The 19,293-nt window shown below is 37.0% G+C and carries 18 protein-coding genes; 5 read left to right on the top strand and 13 right to left on the bottom strand.

Annotated elements, in window-relative coordinates; translation table 11 throughout:
* Positions 1 to 178 precede the first annotated feature (178 nt).
* The 9 genes from ACFCT9_RS12090 to fakB1 all read right to left on the bottom strand — a co-directional run bounded on the left by ACFCT9_RS12090 (position 179) and on the right by fakB1 (position 10,416).
* Complete coding sequence (locus ACFCT9_RS12090; protein WP_412519598.1) at positions 179 to 421, bottom strand: CsbA family protein; 243 nt, start codon at positions 419 to 421, stop codon at positions 179 to 181.
* Positions 422 to 426: 5 nt separating this feature from the next.
* Positions 427 to 1,068 (bottom strand): YfbR-like 5'-deoxynucleotidase, encoded by a 642-nt coding sequence (locus tag ACFCT9_RS12085; protein ID WP_412519596.1) that lies wholly within the window; start codon positions 1,066 to 1,068, stop codon positions 427 to 429.
* A 331-nt stretch (positions 1,069 to 1,399) separates the two neighbouring features.
* Positions 1,400 to 2,347: a COG3942 and LysM peptidoglycan-binding domain-containing protein gene (locus ACFCT9_RS12080; protein WP_412519594.1), complete on the bottom strand. Its 948-nt coding sequence runs from the start codon at positions 2,345 to 2,347 to the stop codon at positions 1,400 to 1,402.
* A 329-nt stretch (positions 2,348 to 2,676) separates the two neighbouring features.
* Positions 2,677 to 3,793, bottom strand: a protein-coding gene (gene prfB, locus ACFCT9_RS12075) for a peptide chain release factor 2 (RefSeq protein WP_412519592.1) whose coding sequence is annotated in 2 segments (ribosomal slippage) — positions 2,677 to 3,720 and positions 3,722 to 3,793 — 1,116 coding nt in all. Because the reading frame shifts where the segments join, the coding sequence is not laid out codon by codon here.
* Between the two features lie 158 nt (positions 3,794 to 3,951).
* Complete coding sequence (gene secA, locus ACFCT9_RS12070; protein WP_412519590.1) at positions 3,952 to 6,480, bottom strand: preprotein translocase subunit SecA; 2,529 nt, start codon at positions 6,478 to 6,480, stop codon at positions 3,952 to 3,954.
* Between the two features lie 337 nt (positions 6,481 to 6,817).
* Complete coding sequence (hpf, locus tag ACFCT9_RS12065) at positions 6,818 to 7,381, bottom strand: ribosome hibernation-promoting factor, HPF/YfiA family (RefSeq protein WP_412519589.1); 564 nt, start codon at positions 7,379 to 7,381, stop codon at positions 6,818 to 6,820.
* Between the two features lie 71 nt (positions 7,382 to 7,452).
* The gene (locus ACFCT9_RS12060) at positions 7,453 to 8,133 is read right to left on the bottom strand and encodes a ComF family protein (RefSeq protein WP_412519588.1); all 681 of its coding nucleotides are present in this window, start codon (positions 8,131 to 8,133) and stop codon (positions 7,453 to 7,455) included.
* Positions 8,120 to 9,418, bottom strand: a complete 1,299-nt coding sequence (locus ACFCT9_RS12055) for a DEAD/DEAH box helicase family protein (RefSeq protein WP_412521687.1) — start codon at positions 9,416 to 9,418, stop codon at positions 8,120 to 8,122. Before ACFCT9_RS12055 ends, ACFCT9_RS12060 begins: the two co-directional genes overlap by 14 nt.
* Before the next feature lie 101 nt (positions 9,419 to 9,519).
* Positions 9,520 to 10,416, bottom strand: a complete 897-nt coding sequence (fakB1, locus tag ACFCT9_RS12050) for a fatty acid kinase binding subunit FakB1 (protein WP_412519586.1) — start codon at positions 10,414 to 10,416, stop codon at positions 9,520 to 9,522.
* A 157-nt stretch (positions 10,417 to 10,573) separates the two neighbouring features.
* Between fakB1 and ACFCT9_RS12045 the strand changes: the two genes are divergently transcribed.
* Positions 10,574 to 11,215, top strand: a complete 642-nt coding sequence (locus ACFCT9_RS12045) for a YigZ family protein (protein WP_412519584.1) — start codon at positions 10,574 to 10,576, stop codon at positions 11,213 to 11,215.
* A gap of 125 nt (positions 11,216 to 11,340) precedes the next feature.
* On the opposite strand, the gene ACFCT9_RS12040 is transcribed toward ACFCT9_RS12045, so the two are convergent.
* Positions 11,341 to 12,402: a glycosyltransferase family 4 protein gene (locus tag ACFCT9_RS12040; protein WP_412519582.1), complete on the bottom strand. Its 1,062-nt coding sequence runs from the start codon at positions 12,400 to 12,402 to the stop codon at positions 11,341 to 11,343.
* A 243-nt stretch (positions 12,403 to 12,645) separates the two neighbouring features.
* Here ACFCT9_RS12040 and gdpS point away from each other — a divergent pair, with 243 nt between their 5' ends.
* The 4 genes from gdpS to pepT all read left to right on the top strand — a co-directional run bounded on the left by gdpS (position 12,646) and on the right by pepT (position 16,395).
* The gene (gdpS, locus tag ACFCT9_RS12035; RefSeq protein WP_412519581.1) at positions 12,646 to 13,710 is read left to right on the top strand and encodes a GGDEF domain-containing protein GdpS; all 1,065 of its coding nucleotides are present in this window, start codon (positions 12,646 to 12,648) and stop codon (positions 13,708 to 13,710) included.
* A 160-nt stretch (positions 13,711 to 13,870) separates the two neighbouring features.
* Positions 13,871 to 14,635 (top strand): threonine/serine exporter family protein, encoded by a 765-nt coding sequence (locus ACFCT9_RS12030; protein ID WP_412519579.1) that lies wholly within the window; start codon positions 13,871 to 13,873, stop codon positions 14,633 to 14,635.
* Between the two features lie 21 nt (positions 14,636 to 14,656).
* Positions 14,657 to 15,151, top strand: coding sequence for a threonine/serine exporter family protein (locus ACFCT9_RS12025; protein ID WP_412521686.1), 495 nt, complete (start codon positions 14,657 to 14,659; stop codon positions 15,149 to 15,151).
* Between the two features lie 14 nt (positions 15,152 to 15,165).
* A complete protein-coding gene (gene pepT / locus ACFCT9_RS12020; protein WP_412519578.1) occupies positions 15,166 to 16,395 on the top strand; it encodes a peptidase T in 1,230 nt (409 codons plus the stop codon).
* Between the two features lie 122 nt (positions 16,396 to 16,517).
* Here the strand turns inward: pepT and ACFCT9_RS12015 are convergent, their stop codons facing one another.
* The 3 genes from ACFCT9_RS12015 to ACFCT9_RS12005 all read right to left on the bottom strand — a co-directional run bounded on the left by ACFCT9_RS12015 (position 16,518) and on the right by ACFCT9_RS12005 (position 19,230).
* Positions 16,518 to 17,639, bottom strand: a complete 1,122-nt coding sequence (locus tag ACFCT9_RS12015; RefSeq protein WP_412519577.1) for a glycerate kinase — start codon at positions 17,637 to 17,639, stop codon at positions 16,518 to 16,520.
* 231 nt (positions 17,640 to 17,870) lie between these two features.
* Entirely contained in the window at positions 17,871 to 18,191 is a 321-nt protein-coding gene (gene ytxJ / locus ACFCT9_RS12010) for a bacillithiol system redox-active protein YtxJ (RefSeq protein WP_412519575.1), read from the bottom strand.
* A 127-nt stretch (positions 18,192 to 18,318) separates the two neighbouring features.
* On the bottom strand, positions 18,319 to 19,230 hold the full coding sequence (locus ACFCT9_RS12005) for an EMYY motif lipoprotein (RefSeq protein ID WP_412519574.1): 912 nt from the start codon (positions 19,228 to 19,230) through the stop codon (positions 18,319 to 18,321).
* Positions 19,231 to 19,293 lie beyond the last annotated feature (63 nt).

Here is a 19,293-nt window from a genome sequence, read left to right as displayed (position 1 = left end):
AAAGTGATGTAGATTTATAGCCCATAACTTTTTGGAATTTCATCGACGATACGGCGTCGAAGGAAAAATAAATAGACCGTTCAAAAGAAAAAAGCCAATCCAATTTATGTAGTGAACCCCCAAAAGTTCAACTTTTGGGGGTCACTACATATTAGACAAGCATCTGTATCATTTCTATTTAACGATCATCTTCATGCTGTTTATGAAGATGCAATTGATCTACAATCACATAACCAGCCAGCAGAGAAACTACATCTATAAAAATAATCCATTCACTATGGAAGAAACCTTTATAGATTGACCCGCCAATCAACATGAGTGTCACGATTGTACCAACCCATTTATTTTTCGTTACTACACTAAAAAGTACGACAAGTATACATGGGAAAAACGAGGCACATAGATACCAAATGAGAACCATAAGGGTCACCCGTCTCTTTTATTTAAAATCGACATTGTTAATTCGCGTAATTCTGAACGTGGAATGAAGTTTTCCGTTAACATTTCAGGGATGACATTCTCAATAAAATCTTGTACGGACACTAAGTGATCAAACTGCATAATCGTTTCTAAAGACATTTCATAAATTTCAAAGAAAAGCGAATCTGGATTACGCTTTTGAATTTCACCGAATGTTTCATATAATAAATCGATTTTATCAGCGACCGCCAAAATTTGACCTTCTAATGAATCATCTTTACCTTCTTGCAGGCGTTCTCTATAAACATCTTGATATTCTTCAGGAAATTCTTCTCTGATAAAATTATCAACCATTTCTTCTTCCACTTGTGAGAACAATTTCTTTAAATCACGACTGGCATATTTAACTGGTGTTTTGATATCACCCGTAAACACTTCCGCAAAGTCATGGTTCAATGCTTTTTCATATAAACTTTTCCAATCAATGCTGTTGCCATGATGTTCTTCTACTGTAGCTAAGTATTGTGCTATTTTTGTTACTTTAAATGAATGTGCTGCTACATTATGCTCAAAATACTTAAATTTACCAGGCAAGCGTATCAGCTTTTCTAAATCAGATAATCTTTTAAAATATTGATGTACACCCACGTTGAGCTCACCCCTTATCTATTTAATCAAACATTATACTCGCATCCACGAATACATATCAAGCACTTTCTCACGATCACTTTTAATTATATTAAAACATTTTTATTTTACTAGTGGAAATATAACGAATAAAGACTTTATATTTATCATATTTACAACCTTAGATGTGATGTTGGCTTCACTCATGTCTGAAGTTGCTTTAACTTTACCATTTTTCTTTTAATAATTTAAACCATTTATTTCTGATTTACGCAACCTTTACATTTTGCTATATAGACCAATAAAAAAAGCACCATTCTCTTGATAGAGAATAGTGCAAACTATTTAAAAATTAGTGAATGTAGTTATAACCGCTTGCTTGACCAGCTGAAATCGTACGTGATGTTACGACACCAGGACCATAACCGTAGTTCATTTCAGATACACGAACTGAACCGTCGCTGTTTACGCCTTCAACGTATGCTACGTGACCGTAAGCACCTGCTGAAGATTGCATGATTGAACCTGCTGCTGGTGTATTGTTAACTGTGTGGCCTGCTGCTGCCGCTGCACTTGCCCAGTTATTTGCGTTACCCCAAGTTGAACCTACTTTACCACCTGCACGGCTGAATGCATAAGAAGTACATTGACCTGCTGTGTAAAGGTTCGCACCTGAATAATAAGATGGTGCACTTGTTTGGTATGAAGGTGCACTGTAAGAAGTTGTTGGTGCACTATATGATTGTGTATAGTTATAAGTTGGTGCTTGATAACTTGTATAGCTTGTGTTGTAAGCTGTATCAGCAGTGTAGTTTACAGGTGCTGATGTTGTTTGTACTGGCGCATCATAGTTTGCAGATGCTTGTGCTGTTTTTTGTCCTGCTTGTTCTGTTTGTTGTGGTACAGGTTGACCGTTATGTAACGCTTCTAAATGCGCTGCACCTTTGTCAGAAACTGCTAAAATATCGCCAGGTAAAATGATGTGTGTCACACCTGGGTTTAATTTGTATAATTTATCTAAAGAAATGTTATGTGCTGCTGCGATTGATTTTAATGTGTCTCCTGCTTTAACTTCTACAACGTCTGTGTCAGGTAATACTAAAGCAGTATCTTTTTTAACTTCGTCTTGGCTTAATTTATTAAGTGATTTAATTTCATCAGTAGTAGTGGCAAACAAAGCTGCAACTTCGCTTAACTTAGCATCTTCTTTAACTACGTGCGTTTGCTCTGCAGATGCAACACCATTCAATGCTGTTAATAGAGTTAATGATGATGCTGATAGTAATAAAGCTTTCTTCATTTATTATTTCATCCTTTGCTGTCATTTATTAATCTTTAATTGATAAATCCAATATAGCACAACCCTTCGGCTCTTGGTTGATTGTTATAGAGTTGTAATATAAACGTTATACTACCGTTTAATCTCTAAATCAAAGAAACTTTCTGTCAATTAATCTAAATCATTGGCACGAGTACGCTTATTAAACTTTTTAATAGGATTCCTTGTAACATAACAGTAATATTAACTCATGCATTAAACATCTAAATTTACTTTTATCAATATATTCTTTTGTTTGATACATAATAAAAGACCAAAGTAAATTATACTTTGGTCTTGACTTTATGACATTATTCGTCACGATTATCCATTTGTGTTCGTAAGTACGCTTCAATGAATGGTCCAACTTCGCCATCCATCACTGCATTAACATTACCTGTTTCTTCATTCGTACGATGATCTTTCACCATTGAATATGGGTGGAAGACATATGAACGAATCTGACTGCCCCATCCGATATCTTTTTGCTCGCCTCGGATTTCAGCCATTTCTTTTTCTTGTTCTTCTAATTTCAATTGATACAATTTAGATTTCAACATTTTCATTGCCGCTTCACGGTTCTTGATTTGTGAACGTTCATTTTGGTTATTCACGACAATACCTGTTGGATGGTGGGTAATACGGATCGCTGATTCTGTTTTGTTGATGTGCTGACCACCGGCACCTGATGCTCTGAATGTATCGACTGTAATATCATCTGGGTTAATATCAATTTCTATTTCATTATTGTTAAATTCAGGGATGACATCACAAGATACGAATGAAGTATGACGTCTTCCTGATGAATCGAAAGGTGAAATACGTACTAAACGGTGTACCCCTTTTTCAGCTTTTAAATAGCCGTACGCGTTATGACCTTTGATGACAAGTGTGACACTTTTAACGCCCGCTTCATCACCCGGTAAATAATCGGCCACTTCAACTTTGAATCCTTTATCTTCTGCGTAACGTTGATACATACGCAGTAACATACTTGCCCAGTCTTGTGATTCTGTACCGCCAGCACCTGGATGCAATTCTAAAATGGCATTGTTGCTGTCATAGGGTCCATTTAATAATAACTGCAATTCAAATTGGTCTAATTTTTCTTTGAAATTGATTGCTTCTTCTTCCAAATCAGCTTTTAAATCTTCGTCGTATTCTTCTTGAAGCAATTCATGCGTCGCATTCATGTCTTCAATTTCCGTTTCTAAATCACGATAACCTTGAACCACTGATTTCAATGCATTATTTTTATCAATAATTTCTTGCGCTTTATTTTGATCATCCCAGAATGTCGGTTCTGTCATCATTTCTTCATATTCTTGGATGTTTGTCTCTTTTTCTTCTAAGTCAAAGAGACCCCCTAAGTTGTTCTAATTTTTCACTATAATTCGCGATATTACGCTTAATTTCAGATAGTTCCATCTTTTTTCTCTCCTGTACATTAATAGATTCGTTGATTCTACACTTTTTTATTTTAGCATACCTGATAGAGTTGCTTGAATTAGAAAAAAGAACCGACTGCTTGTAAGGAAGAAAACTGCTTCCTCCTTACATCATGCAATGGTTCTTAAAGATACATACTATTTGCCGCAGCAGTTTTTATATTTCTTGCCGCTTCCGCATGGGCAGGGATCGTTTCGGCCGACTTGGTCGCCCTTCACAATCGGTTTCGCTTTAACTTTCTCTTTGCCGTCTTCAGCTGAGACATGCTGCCCTTTATACTCCTTTGCTTTATCACGTTCCACATCATCGTCTACTGTGATAACAGACTTAAGGATATATTTGCTGACATCTTCTTCGATATTCATCATCATATTATCGAAGAGTTGATGCCCTTCGTTTTGATAATCACGAAGTGGATTTTGTTGACCATATGAACGTAAATGAATACCTTGACGTAATTGGTCCATTGTATCGATATGATCTGTCCAACGACTGTCAATTGAACGTAATAAAATCATACGTTCGAATTCATTGAATTGTTCAGGAATATTGGCTTTTTGTTTTTCATAAGCCGCTTCAATTTTCGCCCATACAGTATCAAAGATATCTTCTCTATCTTTACCTTTGATTTCAGAGACTTCTAATTCACCTTCATGTAAGAAGACATCTTCTACATAGTTGATAAATGGTTCATAGTCTATTTCATCAAGATCCTCATCGACATAGTAATCAATCGCACGATCTAACGTTGAACGCATCATCGTCTTCACAAGATCAGAACTTTCTTCATTATCGATAATGCTGTTACGTTCACCATAGATAATTTCACGTTGTTTACGTAAAACTTCATCATATTCAAGGATACGTTTACGTGCATCGAAGTTGTTACCTTCAACACGTTTTTGTGCAGACTCTACAGCACGAGAAACCATTTTAGATTCAATTGGTGTAGAATCATCCATACCTAAACGTCCCATCATATTTTGAAGACGTTCAGAACCGAAACGTACCATTAATTCGTCTTGCAGTGATAAGTAGAAACGACTTTCACCTTTGTCACCTTGACGTCCAGAACGACCACGTAATTGGTCATCGATACGACGTGATTCATGACGTTCTGTACCGATAACTGCTAAGCCGCCGAGTTCTTCGACACCTTCGCCAAGTTTGATGTCCGTACCACGACCGGCCATGTTTGTCGCAATCGTTACGGCACCTTTTTGACCTGCAGTCGAAACGATTTCCGCTTCACGTTCATGGTTTTTCGCGTTCAAGACATCATGACGGACACCGCGTTTTTTCAATAATTGAGAAATATATTCACTGGTTTCAACCGCTACTGTACCTAATAGGATTGGTTGACCTTTTTTATGTTTCTCTACCACATCTTCAACAACCGCATCGAATTTACCTTTTTGACTGATATAAATCAAATCTGGTTTATCAATACGTTGAACAGGACGGTTCGTTGGAATTTGCGTTACTGTCATGTTGTAAATATTACGGAATTCTTCTTCCTCTGTTTTAGCTGTACCTGTCATACCAGACAATTTGTTGTACATACGGAAGAAGTTTTGGAACGTAATCGATGCCATTGTCTTAGATTCATTTTGGATTTGCACGCCTTCTTTGGCTTCAATCGCTTGGTGCAATCCTTCTGAGAAACGACGACCTGGCATTGTACGACCTGTAAATTGGTCGACGATTAAGACTTCACCGTCTGTGACCATGTAGTCGACATCGCGTTGTAATGTATAGTTGGCGCGTAAAGCCGTATTGATATGTGTAATAATATCAACGTTGTTTAAATCATATAAGTTGTCGAGTTTAAACATACGTTCAGCTTTATCGGCACCTTGATCTGTTAATTGAACAGATTTTGTTTTCTCATCATAGTTATAATCATCTTCTGCTTTCAACATTTTCGCAAACACATTCGCTTGCGTGTAAAGTGATGTTGATTTTTCTGCTTCACCAGAAATAATTAATGGCGTACGTGCTTCGTCAATTAAGATAGAGTCAACCTCATCAATGATAGCAAAGTGAAGTGGACGCATAACACGTTCTTCCGCATAGTTCACCATATTATCACGCAAGTAATCGAAACCGAGTTCGTTGTTGGTACTATACGTAATATCTTCATTATAGGCTTCACGTTTTTCTGTTGTTGATAAACTATTTAAGTTTAAACCTACAGATAAACCTAAGAAGTTATATAACTCAGCCATCTCTTCACTTTGCACACTTGCTAAGTATTCGTTGACTGTAATAACGTGCACACCGCGCCCTGCTAACGCATTCAAATACGTCGGCATTGTCGCTGTCAATGTTTTACCTTCACCGGTTCTCATTTCTGAAATGTCACCATTATGAATTGCAATACCACCCATAACTTGAACACGATAAGGTGACATATTGAACACACGTTTTGCCCCTTCTCTTACTAAAGCAAAGGCTTCAGGAAGGATCTCGTCTAATATTTTATCTTGTTTAATTACATCTTCTTCAGCTTGAACTCGTTCTTTAAGTTCTTGTGTTTTATTTCTAATTTCTTCGTCAGTAAGAATTGACATTTCCTCTTCTAACGCGAGTACTTTGTCAGCTTGCTTACCTAGGCGTTTAATTTCTCTCTTATTGCCGTCAACAATTTTTGATAAAAAACCCATTCTGTTCGCTCCTTTGGTATAAAAACTGTTTGGCTTACAACAATTCATCTTACCATTTATATCGTAAAAGTTACACTTATATACTCATTCTAACTATTGATGATTCTTGATTTATAAGTATGAGTGTTAATGATTTTCTTCACTTAATCCAAAGTTTCTATTTGTATTGTTTGCGCATCACACGTTTCAAACATATCCCTTATATTTTGACACGTTCAACTGAAGGAAATCAATCAAATACAATCCTGTTAATACAAACTTAATCTTAGAAAACGGTGTCATTAAAAAAGAGACCCGCAACCATCACAGCTGCGAGCCTCTGATAAGACATCAATTATTAATTTTCAACTGTTTCAATTAAACCGTATTTCCCATCTTTTCTGCGATAAACGATGCTTGTACCATCTGTATCGCGGTCTGTAAAGATGAAGAAATCATGACCTAATAAGTCCATTTGTAATACAGCTTCTTCAGAATCCATTGGTTTCAAGCTGAATTGTTTTGAACGAATGATTTCGATTTCATCATTGTTATCTTGATCAGCAGTTTCTTGTGGTTCTGCTGGAATTGCTGGGAATGGTTCTTTTTCATTCTCTTTGCGTTTTTTACGATTAACGCGAGTTTTGTACTTACGCACTTGACGTTCTAATTTGTTAGTGATCAAATCAATGCCCGCATATAAATCGTCGTTTCTTTCTTCTGCACGAAGTGTCACGTCTTTAAGCGGAATTGTCACTTCAATTTTAGTACTTGAATTAGCGTAAGTTTTTACTTTGACATGTGCATCAACGTTCGGCACATTTGTAAAGTAACGTTCTAGTTTACCAACTTTGTCCTCAATGTAATTACGAATTGCGTCTGTAATAGTGAGGTTGTCTCCATGAATTTCAAATCTAATCATAGTGATCGACTCCTTTAACCTCTATATATGTTTTGATTGGTAATGCTCACCTTTATAATAACATGTTTCAACTATCTAGCAAAAGCAAAGACCTCTATTTTTCCAACTTTTCTGATAAATAAAGTTTCTATCGCATGATGCACTGTTAGTCCTGTTGTATAAATATCATCTATGAGTAAAATACGCTTATTCTGCAATTCTATATTTTGATATTCCGGATTCAAATAAAAAGGATTCGGAGCTTGAGCACGCATGACCTTATTCAAGGCAGATTGTTTAGGTCTTACATCCGTCAGCAAGATTTGATGATATTTAATCTTTTTCGCTTCTAACACCATTTCTACTGGATTGAACGTTCTTTGTTGATCTCTCTTACGCGGTGAAGGGATGGGAATGATATAGTCATACTGTTGTTTTGGAAAGCGAATTCGGTTTGCGAGGACTTCACATAACGCTGTATCCCCTGCAATTTTATATTGATGAATAGTCTCTCGTACGATACCTGTATAACGATACGCACAATAAAGTTGATGCATTAAATTGAATTTACGTGCTAAAAACTGACAATCTAAACAAGTCTCTTCATTTTCAGCTAATGGTTTCAAACAGCGCGGGCAACGCTCCACATCGTCTAACCGACACGCTTCAAATGCTTGCAGGCAACGTTCACATAAAATTTCAGGTGTCTTATAAAAATTCGCAGCGGTTAAAGGTTCTGTAAAAGGTGCTAAACATTGCTTACATTTCGGCATCCAACCACCCTTTCTTTAAACCTAGCTGATTCATTTGTTTGATTTGACGCTTGGCTTGAACCATAGCCAACGTGACCCCATTATGCAAAAACAACACTAATCCGCGAGTGTCTTGCAGTTTACGTCCTGTACGCCCTGCAATTTGAACTAATGCTGCGGTTTGAAAGGATTGACTGTCCACAACAATGACATCTAAATGTGCCATAGTGAAACCCCGCTCTAAAATTGTAGTCGTAAAGATAATTCGGTGTTTGCCTGCTCTTAGGGCCTCGACTTTCTCGAAGCGTAAAGCATCTTCACTATGGACGGCAACTAAATCTTTAAAGTGCTTCTGATAGTGCAGCAAGGCTTGCTCCATCGCTTCGATTTGATTGAAGAAGACTAATGTGACACGTTGTTGATCTAGCTGTCTTTGAAGCAGCTGCAGTAAGTAGGTCTGTGTGCGTTTCGGTTTGAATTTGAAGTAGTGGAATGCGGGGACGGGAAGCGGTTTTCGGTGATAACGTGCGGGTAAAGTAATCACATTTTCTTTTTTGAATTGTTTTAATAAACGAGATGAAGGTGTTGCTGTCATGTAAATATGACTATAAGCAACTGCTGAAGCATGAATTAGCGTCTGCATCAATAATGGATCCATTGCCAGAGGAAATGCATCGACCTCATCTATAAAGATGACATCAAAGTGTTGTTTATAACGATACAATTGATGCACCGTCGCAATGACAAAATGACCATTATAGTTCTGACTTTGCCCTTGATACAACACATCGATTGTTTCGTCTTTAAAGGCTTCTATAATACGTTTGCTGATTTCAATCACCACATCGACACGCGGTGAGACAATCGCAACATTTAACCCTTGTTGTCTTGCATATTGAATACCCGCAAACATCATTTCTGTTTTACCAGCACCCGTGACCGCATACAGCAATAAATTTTCTTGTTGTTTGATGGCACGAATAATATGAGATGAGGCATACACTTGTTGTTCGGAGAGTTCAAAGTCTAAATGATAGTCGCCAGAACTAAAATGATGTGCTGTTTTAGTGATAGATATGTCATTAAAGCTATCCATTCGTCCAAGCTGTATACAACTTCGACAATAGGTAATCGCTTGGTCGTGAATCTTTGAATGATACGTATAGTAATCAGCTTGGTGCGGGGTTGCACATTGATGACAATACCACTTTCCCTTATCAGTCTGTGTAACACCGGGTCCTTGATAAATTATTGTTTCATCAGTTAGTTGTTTGGTACTTCTAACTAACTTTCCATAGTGTTTCATAGTTGTCAGTAGAATGCCTCCTTCAAAAATAAAAAAAGACAAATCAAGCCGCTGTCTTACACAGCCGACTTCATTTGCCCGATAGTTTATATTAAGTTAAATTATTGTTCTTCGTAGTCTTCAGGACGGTTTGCTAAAGATGGAATACGTTTGTTGGTAAATCCTAACGCTACACTGCCGACACCTAAATGTGAAGCAATCACTGGTGTAAAATCTGAATAGTTGATGACGTAGTGTTCAGGACAACGTTTTTTCAAGTCTTCATACAGTTTTAAGCCGTCTTCTTTTGAATCACCGCAGACAACGTACAATGTCACATTTTCAAAGTCTTTTACTTTTTCTAAGACGCCTTCTTCAATGCGTTTAATGGCACGTTTCTTCGTACGGACTTTATCTAAAGGTACAATCAGCCCATCTTTAAACTGCAAGACAGGTTTCATTTTTAATAACGTACCGATAAATGCTTGCGCACCAGTAATACGTCCGCTTTTTTGTAAGTTTTTCAAGTCATCTACAACAATTTCTGCCCCTGTATGTTCACGCATTTCTAATAGCTCATCTAAAATAGTTTCTACAGATGCGCCCTCTCGCACACGTTCAGCAGCATAAATCACATAGCCGCCTAAAATCATGCCTGATAATTTAGAATCGAATGTATGCACATTAATGCCTTCCACCATGTCTCCAGCTTGTGTTGCAGATTGATACGTACCGCTGATACCTGATGATAAGAATAAGCCAATGACATCAGTATAACCTTCATCTCTCAATTTCTCATAAACTTCAATTACTTTACCGATTGCAGGTTGGCTCGTTGTCGGTATTTTCTTTTCTGTGCGCATACGACGATACAGTTCGCTTGGTTGAATATCTACTTTATCTGTAAACGTGTCTCCATTTTCAAATATGACACTTAATGGAACGACCGAAATATCATACTCATCTATTAAAGCTTGTGTTAATGATGTGGTAGAATCCGTCATTACAGCAATCTTCATAGTTTGCCTCCTCAAATATACTTATTTTCAATCATACCCTATTTCCTAAAAAAAGAAAATTGATTCTTAACTTTAGAAAAAATATGTCGAGCATGTATAATAGAGGCAAAGACACGCAATGTACATGTCATAGGAACTAGTTAAAGGATGTCATAAAATGGAGAATCATATTATTACGATTAAACAAGAATATGTGATTGAAAATGTGATCAACAAATCACGCTTTATCGCACACATCAAGCCAGTAGAAAGTGAAGATGAGGCAAAAGCTTTTATCGATGAAGTCAAAAAAGAACATCGCGATGCCACACATAACTGTTCAGCGTATACCATCGGCGATAGTATGTTGATTCAAAAAGCAAATGATGACGGTGAACCGAGTGGTACTGCTGGCGTACCTATGTTAGAAATTCTTAAAAAACTTGAAACGCACAATACTGCAGCGGTCGTGACACGTTATTTCGGCGGCATCAAATTGGGTACTGGCGGGCTGATCAGAGCATATAGCGGTGCTGTTCGCGATGCGATTAAAGCAGGTGGCCGCGTAGAATTACGTAATGCCGTACCGACAACAGTCACAATCAGTTATGAGCAAACCGGCAAATTCGAATATGAATTGCAATCTACCGATTTCATTTTAAGAGATACGATGTATACAGATAAAGTAAGTTATCGTATTGATGTATTAGAAGATGATTACGAAGACTTTATCAACTTCTTAAATCGTATTACTGCCGGTACTTTCGAGTTAGATGAGGAACCTGTTACTCGTCTGCCTTTCGATATCGAAACAAAATAAATGAATAATCAAAGAAAATCAATTCTTTAATAACATAGAAACGCCACCTGTATTTCACATTCGAAATGCAGGTGGCGTTTCTTCATCTTTCATATTTCTTTTTTATACCTTTACGCTATAGAGGTTTATTCACCATCATGTCGTCTGCCGTGTTTTTCGAGCAGACTAAGTATTGGACGATAATTATCGTCAATCAAACCTGTGAATTCTACTATCAATTCAATTGTGACTAAAATCAGAATCAGCATCATCACAACGCCCCACGGTTGCGATAAATATAAAATTACACTTGAGATACTGAACATAATCGCAATCGAGTAAATTAAATAGACTGTTTGACGGTGTGTATAACCTAATTTTAATAACTTATGATGCAAATGCGATTTATCCGGCTGCATGATACGTTGCCCTTTTTTAGCACGTCTGATCATCGCAAATAATGTATCGATAAACGGTACAGCTAAAATAACCATCGGGAAGAGTAATGAGAAGAACGTGATGTTCTTAAACCCTAGCAATGACACAAAGCTGATAATAAAACCGAGTTGTAACGAACCGCTGTCTCCTAGGAAAATCTTTGCGGGATGCGAATTATAAAATAAAAAGCCGATTAAAGAACCAATCATGACTGAACAAATCATCATGATAAAAATATCTGCTTGTAAAATAGCGATAAAACCAATCGTCATAAATGCGATGGTTGAAACACCTGCAGCTAAGCCGTCTAGCCCATCAATTAAGTTAATCGCATTTGTAATCGCGATAATCCAAAATACAGTGAATGGAATACTTAAAATACCGAATTGAATAGTTCCTGGTACAAACGGTATTTGAATAAAGTCGATTGTGACACCGTGGTAGACAACGACTAACGCCGCTAAAATCTGACCCGCTAATTTATATAGAGGCTTTAAGTCATACACATCATCAATCAACCCCACGACATACATAATAATTGTACCGAGGATTAACGGAATAATCTCACGTTCGATTGGATGACCGATCCAAATGCCTAATACAAATGAAAAGAGTATTACTGTTCCCCCTAGTACAGAAACAGGTTTGGTGTGCACTTTTCGATAATTCGGCTTGTCCATGATATCTAGCTTTTTGGATATTTTAATTACAATTGGTGTCAAAATGACACTTACCGCCATGGTTACTAATATTAGTAAAAGTGTTATCATTTTATATCCATTGCCAAAATACGGTTCAATCTATGTCATACTTAAAGAGAACACGCTGTTATCTGCCTTTTGACAAGGGAACCTCCCTTCAATACTTATATGTATACAATATCAATAATCTATTTTAACACGAATTATTGATAATTGTAGTAAATTATAATAACAGTTTTCAATGTATCAGATGACAAAATGTATATTTTCACTTACAATAACTAGGTGGTTATACAAAGGAGCAGATCTATTATGATTGAAGCTATCATTTACAATACTTCGGTAACTGTTGCAGGTATCTATCTCTTTCATAGACTGCAATACTCTGAAACGAAACAAATGAAGTTTTCACAAACTTATGTCACGATTCTTATGACTGTCGTCGCACTGTTGCTTGCGGCATATCCGATTCCAGTCCATAACTATTTACTTTATTTAACATTTGTGCCGCTCTTATTTTTAGGTCGTTATACCAACGTCTTCTTTACGATGGTCGCTGCAGCGATTATTTTTGTCGTAGATGTCTTCGTATACGGGGACCCTTTGACATTTAATATTGCGTTATTGATAATTGCGTTAGCTGTCAGTATCATTGGTCCCTTTATCAAACAAAATGATATTGTGTCACTTCAAATCTTGAACGTCGTCAGTTTAGTAATCTTAAGTGTTGTTTCAATGATTGCGAACTTCTATACATTACAAGAGATTATCTACTTAATTCCGATATCGTTTGTCGTAACGATAGCATCTTCGATTATCTTTGTAGATATTTGGCGTTTCTTCACATTAGTCCAACGCTATGAAAGCGAAGAACGTTATGATTACTTAACAGGCCTCGGTAATGTAAAAGAATTTGACCGTCACTTAAATAAAATGACGGACAAAGCAGACAATAAAAACACAAGCTTAGGTTTACTCTTAATTGATATCGATGGTTTCAAAGATGTGAACGATGCTTTTACACACCGTTCCGGTGATGCAGTTTTAAAACAAATCTCACAATTACTAATCAATTATGTACCGCCAAACATGAAAATATTCAGAAATGGCGGCGAAGAATTCTCAGTCGTACTGCTTGGCTATTCACTAGACCAAAGCGTGAAATTGGCTGAAAGTATTCGTGCAGGTGTTGAACAATCTACTTTCCATTTGCCGAATAAAGAAGTCATCAAACTCTCTGTATCTATCGGTATTGGATACTTAACCGCTGAGGATTATAAATCACAGCGCAAAGTATTCAAAGATGCAGATGATATGTTGCATATGGCTAAAAATGAAGGGCGTAACCAAGTCATGTTTAACCCAATTGTTAAATAAACCATTTGTTTCTACAATGACAGACAGAGACAAGAATCTAAAAACGATTCTTGTCTTTTTTTCATTTCTATTGCAATCACCGATGTTCTATTGCAACTTTTTCCTGTTCCCTGTAAACTTTCAAGTGTCAACTATATCAAACAAGAAGGAGCGCAAAAAGGTGCCTGAAGAAGCAATTACCATAATAGATGAGAACAAAGTAATAGACGTTGTACTCACTGCAGGAAAGATATTACTAGAAAGCGGCGCAGAAACATATCGTGTTGAAGATACGATGTCTCGTATCGCTTATAGTTTCGGCCTAGATAATACCAACAGTTTTGTGTCGAATACTGCGATTATCTTCTCATTAAACGATCGCACAAACACACGACTCATTCGTGTGCGTGATAGAACAACAGATTTAGAGAAAATCGCGTTAGCTAATAATATATCACGTAAAATCGCTAAAAATGAACTGACCATTGATGAAGCAAAATCTGAATTAATTCATTTGGAACATGCTTCACTGCAATATTCTTATTTAACGAAATTCTTGGCAGTTTCGATTGCCTGCGGATTTTTCCTATTTATGTTCGGCGGTGTCGCACAAGATTCCATTTTTGCGATTCTTGCAGGCGCAGGTGCTTATTTGACATTCGACTTTGTACAGCGCTTTATTCAAATTAAGTTCTTCTCTGAATTTATCAGTGCCATTGTCGTTGTCAGTGTTGCCGCCATCAGTCATAAACTCGGGCTGTCTGTCAACCAAGATATCATCACCATTTCAGGTGTCATGGTCTTAGTACCAGGTATTTTAATTACCAATGCAATCAGAGATTTAATGGCCGGTGAATTGCTTGCTGGGATGTCGCGCGGCATGGAAGCTGCTTTAACAGCCTTCGCAATCGGTGCCGGTGTCGCAATTATTTTACTCTTCTTTTAAGAAAGGCGTGTTACAGAATTGATCTTACATTATTTATTTCACTTTGTTATCAGCTTTTGTTCTACATTGTTATTTTCAATCCTCTTCAACGCGCCGCGTAAACAACTGCCGGCATGCGGTTATGTAGGCGCAATGGGCTGGACCATTTATATTGTCTCTATGGATTTGAATTCAGGCAAAGTTGCCGCTTCTTTCCTAGGCAGCTTTATTTTAGCAATTATGAGCCACGCAATGGCTAAACGTTATTTCCAACCTGTCATTATCTTTATTGTGCCAGGCATCATTCCCCTAGTACCAGGGGGCGCTGCGTATGAAGCGACACGTTTCCTAGTCACAAACCAATATACACATGCAGTCAACACCTTCTTAGAGGTGACATTGATTTCAGGTGCCATTGCATTCGGTATATTATGTGCAGAAATCAGTTACCACATTTATAATCGAATTAGAATCAATTATGGTAAAATGAAAGGTAAATCCTATAGGAAACAATTTAACATGAATAATAGAGGTTAAGGGGTGCATATCAAGTGAAAGAACAATTAATCGATAGACTAAAACGTTATGCGGAGATTGATACACAATCTAATCCGGACTCAGAAGCAACACCGTCAACTGAGAAACAATGGGATTTATTAAATGTATTAAAACAAGAATTAGAAGATTTAGGTTTGAAAACTGACTTAGATGATAATGGTTATTTATTTGCGACATTAGAAAGCAATATCGCTAAATCAGTACCGACAGTCGGCTTTTTAGCCCATGTCGATACGTCGCCTGACTTTAATGCGACGAATGTTAAACCACAAATCATTGAAAATTATGATGGCCAACCGATTCAACTTGGCGACACAGACCGTGAGTTAAACCAAACAGTCTTCCCTGCTTTAAAATCTGTAGAAGGTCATACTTTAATGATTACAGACGGTACCTCATTACTTGGTGCCGATGATAAAGCAGGCGTAGCTGAAATTATGACTGCATTAAATTATTTAGTGGAACATCCTGAAGTGAAACACGGACGTATCCGTGTGGCCTTTACACCAGACGAAGAAATTGGACGTGGACCGCATAAATTTGACGTTGAACGTTTCGATGCAGACTTCGCATACACAATGGATGGCAGCCAATACGGCGAACTACAATTTGAAAGCTTTAACGCTGCAGAAGCAACAGTAACTTGTCATGGCGTTAATGTGCATCCAGGTTCTGCCAAAGATGTCATGGTCAATGCGATTAAATTAGGCGAACGCTTTGATAATCAATTGCCACAAGATGAAGTGCCCGAACAAACTGAAGGCTACGAAGGTTTCTTCCACTTAATGAGCTTTAACGGCACTACAGAAAAAGCACAATTAAAATATATTGTACGTGATCATGACCGTAATCAATTTGAAGCACGTAAAGCCTTGCTTGAAGATATCAAAAATGAAATCAACAATGACTACACAAACAATCCTGTTGAACTAGAAGTCAATGATCAATACTTCAATATGGCAGAAAAAATCAATGAAGTACCTGAAGTTATCGAAATTCCTAAACGTGTCTTCAAACAACTTGGTATTGAACCCAATACTGAACCGATTCGTGGTGGTACAGATGGTTCACAATTATCATTTATGGGATTACCGACACCTAATATTTTCACAGGTTGCGACAACTTCCACGGACCATTTGAATACGCTTCAATTGATGTGATGGAAAAAGCTGTACAAGTAATCATAGGTATCGCAGAAGAAGTAGGCAATACAGAAGCATAAGTTTTGATAGTGTTTAAAACACATCACTATAAAACGTATCATTAAAAAATGGCTGAACTTGAATGAACAGGTTCAGCCATTTTTATGTTTAATTAAAATTGTTTCGTTTATTTTGCTTGTGTTTACTTTGTATTGAAAGTTGTTGTTAGAAGTTTTAAAGCTTGGACAGCATAGAAGCGGATTTGTAACCCTGCTTCAAAGCTTGTATATTGCTTCGGCATCGTCATAAATAAGTTAAACATGCCTGTTACCCCTAAAGCTTCATAGCGATCGAATTTATCGGCTGTTGCGTTAATAGCGATACAAGGTTTATGATATTTTGTCGCAAGTTCTGCGATTCTTAACGATGTTGTTTCTAATAAGTGATCTTGTTCATTAATTCCTTCACCGAACATAATTAAGTCTGCTTGTTCAATCAAGTTTTCTAAATGTGTGATTTGATCCACTAAACTATGGCTGGTTAACACTTCTGCGTTATATAAAGCTGCTAAAACAGCCGCAATACCGCCGCCTGCACCGCCACGTTCTACAGTACTTGTCACTGTACGTGTTTCATTTTTTAAGATTTCGCTGAAATACCAAACTAAGTTATCAATCGTCGCAGCTTCTTCTCTAGAAATTTCTATCAATTTATAAACTTGCATGATTTCGCTTTCTTTACCATACATCTTGCTGGCAAAGTCAGAGACTAACTGGATACGTGTATCTTTCAGACGTTTATCAAGACCAGAGAAATCAACACGGCGAATATACTTTAAGACACCTACGCCCTCTTTGGCATCAATCGGTTGACCTTCATCATTATAATATTTAGCGCCTAATGCTTGTAACATACCGGCACCGCCATCAAAGCTTGCGATATTGCCAAGAGAAATCACTAAATGCTTCGCATCATTGTCTAATGCTGCCGCAATTAATTCACCTAGACCATAGCTGGTACGTTCAGTCAACGGACGTTTACCTTGTAAGAATAAATCCGCTTCAATAATCGTCATGCCGCTTTCAGTCTTACCATATACGCCTTCAACTTGTTTCATATCTGCATCATGGACATTCACACGATACTTTGTACCAGACTGCCATAAAAAGACAGAATCCATCAATTCATGACGCCCATTGAAAAGTGGTACTTGGACAATGTCAGCTGCTTCAATTTGACTCGCAACCGCTTCTTCCACATATCGATTCGCTTCATAACTTGAAACGATTCCATTAAATTCATCCATTGCGACTAATACTCTCATTTTGTCACCTCAAATAAAGTTTCCCAATGTTTGTTCAATTCACTTTAATATTATACAGGGCTTGTTTCGAAAAACCTACTGTAACGCCTAATGCTTGTTCTGCTTAAATTAAAAAAACTCCAAGCTTTCAGAAGGTGTTGGAAGCATATCGTATTCATGTCCAACATCTAAAAGCATGGAGTCCGCTTTTTACTTTATGTGATTCATGTGCATGTCCCCTGACAAACACGTTTACTCTTCAGCTTGTGCAAGTGAAGTCACATTAATGTCATCATGACTTGCATGCCATTTAACTTCACCGTCAACAAAATAAAAAGCTTGTGGCGATTCATGCTTCACGCCAGTTTTTTCAGCAATGTAATCAGATACATCTCTTTGTTCTTGCACAATTAAATAATAGCCGTCGATATCACGTTCATACAAAAACTTATTGAACTGATCGTAAGCATTTGCTGAAATTGGGCAAGTGTTACTGTGTTTCATAATAAATACATATTTGTTGTCGTTAATTACTTGTTCAAACTGGTCAATTGAAGTCAGCTTTGTAGCCATTCTATTCACCTCTAAAAATATTTATCACCTAAAGTGATAGTCCCATTCATTCCTATTTCAATGTGTCTAATTATACACACTTTATATTTCAATGTTAACCAAAATACTAATATTTTTCTTGCTTTTTTCAATCATTCTGATGCAAATCGTTCTTTAAGTCTGAGAAATCATCACGGAATTGATGGTGGTACTTACCTAATTCATTCCCTGTTAAAGGCGTTTTATTCATATCATATTGTTCTAAATCACGACTGATATCTATCGTTTTTTGACGCGTCTCATAATAATTTTGTAAACTGTAATACATTTCGATTGCAGTTTGATGCGCTTTTGCTGTTTTTTCTTCTGACACACTGGCTTGATTCAACTCTTCAATCTGTTTGCTGATTAAAGGCTGAATTTTTTCTTTAATCACCGTTTTCGTGTTCTGAGGATTATCTGCATCTAAATATTTTTTAGCAATCTTCTGCAACTCTTTATTATGATGTTTTAATTTACCTGTAAATTTATCAATACTTTCAGATTCACCATTTTGACGTGCTTCTCCTACTTGCTTCTCCAAAAGCGCACGATTCTTCTCAAATAATCTCGTGTAATTCAAAATATCTTCATTCGCTTTGATTGACTGATTACATAAATGCAAGAAACTGCGAATATCTGTGATTGCTTTTTCTTGTTGTTTGACCTCATGCAAATAAGTGCGGCGTAATGCTTTCACTTTTTTAGTATCTGCAGGAAGCTGCTTTGCGGCTTTTTCATACGATTTAAAGGCCGGCATTAATTGTCTATCGACATCTTTTTCCATTTGTGTAAAGTCTGTTTTATTTCTATCTGTCAAATCTGATTTGCTTAATTCACTTAATCGATTTAAATGAATGTCATCCATGACTTGTTTCACATGTTTTTCTTCTTTGTCCACTTCATGCTTCGCTTTTTCAAAGTGGCTTAAATCTGACTGTGTTTTACTATTGCATGCCGCTAGAGACAGCGTTAGACAAACCATCGTTATTGCGAGAAGCCATTTTTTCAAATTGTCCACTCCTGTCATTTATCTGTATAGTTTGCATGATTAATTTTGAGTATATCAGGTTTCATAATATAA

Origin of the sequence: Staphylococcus simulans (assembly GCF_047037175.1) — a bacterium.
In the GTDB taxonomy this organism is placed as follows: Bacteria; Bacillota; Bacilli; order Staphylococcales; family Staphylococcaceae; genus Staphylococcus; species Staphylococcus simulans_C.
The sequence above is the reverse complement of the archived record's forward strand: the minus strand, read 5'-3'. Positions and strand labels throughout refer to the sequence as shown.